Consider the following 1,418-nt stretch of genomic DNA (forward strand, 5'->3'; position numbering starts at 1 on the left):
TTACGCTTCGTCGGCAACGTAAGTGTTTAATAAGAGACAGCCGCAATCGCGGGCGCCACCCCGACTGCCGGCACCGTGCCGGCCACCGATCCCGCGGCCGAGCTCACCGTCGTCCCGTCCACCGTGCCGGCGGCCGCATCGGGCTCCGCCGCGACGGCGACCGGCGGCACCGCCATGACGACCGAGGGCGAGGGCTCCACCGGTCCGCTCCCGACCGCGACCACCCCCGCGCTCCCGGCTGCCACGGGAGGGGCCGGCGCCGGAGCAGGTTCCGGGGGTGCCGGCCGGGACGGCGCCGGAGCGGGCGCCGGTCGCAGCGACGTGATCAACGGCGCGCGCCCCGACGTCGAGCCCGCCGCCGGTGCCGACACCGTGGTGCTGCCGCCGGTCGGAGCCTCCGGCGGCACGGCGCCGGCCACCCCGGTCACGGCCACCGGTGCGGTCGCCGGGCCCGCGGCGACGCCCCCCGTCGCCGGCCAGGTCGCCCGTCACGTCGCCGTGCTGAGCGCCGCCGGCGACGGGTCGCACACCATGACCCTGGTCCTCAACCCGGAGACCCTCGGGCCGGTCGAGGTCCAAGTGACCGTCGTCCAGGGCAGCCTCGACCTGCAGCTGCGCGGCGCCCACGAGCAGGGCCGCATGGCCCTGCTCGACGCCCTGCCCGAGCTGCGCCGCGACCTCGAGGCGGCCGGGCTCAGCCCGTCCCGCGTGGAGGTCGACGCCGACTGGGGCGGCTCCTGGCTGGCCAGGCACGCGGCCGAGCAGCAGGCGCAACGGGAGGCACAGCAGGGCTTCACCGACCGGGGGTCCCAGCAGAACCAGCCCGGCGAACGGTCACGGTCATGGGGTCGGGCTGCCGATAGCGGAGAAGGGCGAGCACAGCCGTCCCGTGGATCCACGTCGTCCGGCGTGGACGTACGTGTCTGAGAAGGAGGCCGACGACCGATGCCGGACGCAGTGATCGGCGCAGTCCCGACCGGGGCGACCAACACCGCCACGCTCAACGTCGACCGGGGCGACCAGATGGGGAAGGACACCTTCCTCAAGCTGCTGGTTGCCCAGATGAAGTACCAGGACCCCAGCAACCCGGCCGACACCAACCAGATGATGTCGCAGACGGCGACCTTCACGCAGGTGGAGAAGCTGTCGGAGATCGCCACGCAGAACGCCTCCATGCTGGCCCTGCAGCGCTCCAGCAGTGCCGGGGCGATGGTCGGCCGGAGCGTCACCTACACCGACGACAACGGGGCCACGAAGACCGGTGTCGTCTCCTCGGTCCGCCTCGGCACGGACAAGGCAGAGGCCGTGGCCACCGTCGGCGGGATTCCGGTCCCCATCGGCCGCATCACCGACGTCGGCACGTCCACCAGCTGACCCCCAGCTGCTCGCAGCTGCCCCGGCGCCGACCGCGCGCCCCC

The 1,418-nt window shown here is 73.9% G+C and carries 2 protein-coding genes; both read left to right on the top strand.

What is annotated here, in order from left to right; genetic code table 11:
* Window positions 1-75: 75 nt before the first annotated feature.
* Window positions 76-927: a flagellar hook-length control protein FliK gene (locus C5508_RS19190; protein WP_104526500.1), complete on the top strand. Its 852-nt coding sequence runs from the start codon at window positions 76-78 to the stop codon at window positions 925-927.
* An 18-nt stretch (window positions 928-945) separates the two neighbouring features.
* A complete protein-coding gene (locus C5508_RS19195; RefSeq protein ID WP_232797312.1) occupies window positions 946-1,374 on the top strand; it encodes a flagellar hook assembly protein FlgD in 429 nt (142 codons plus the stop codon).
* Window positions 1,375-1,418 lie beyond the last annotated feature (44 nt).

This window comes from Blastococcus atacamensis (assembly GCF_002938425.1).
Lineage (GTDB): Bacteria > Actinomycetota > Actinomycetes > Mycobacteriales > Geodermatophilaceae > Blastococcus > Blastococcus atacamensis.

Excerpts from the sequence above, each read along its gene's own strand:
- C5508_RS19195 (WP_232797312.1), top strand. The coding sequence starts at position 946 with ATGCCGGACGCAGTGATCGGCGCAGTCCCGACCGGGGCGACCAACACC.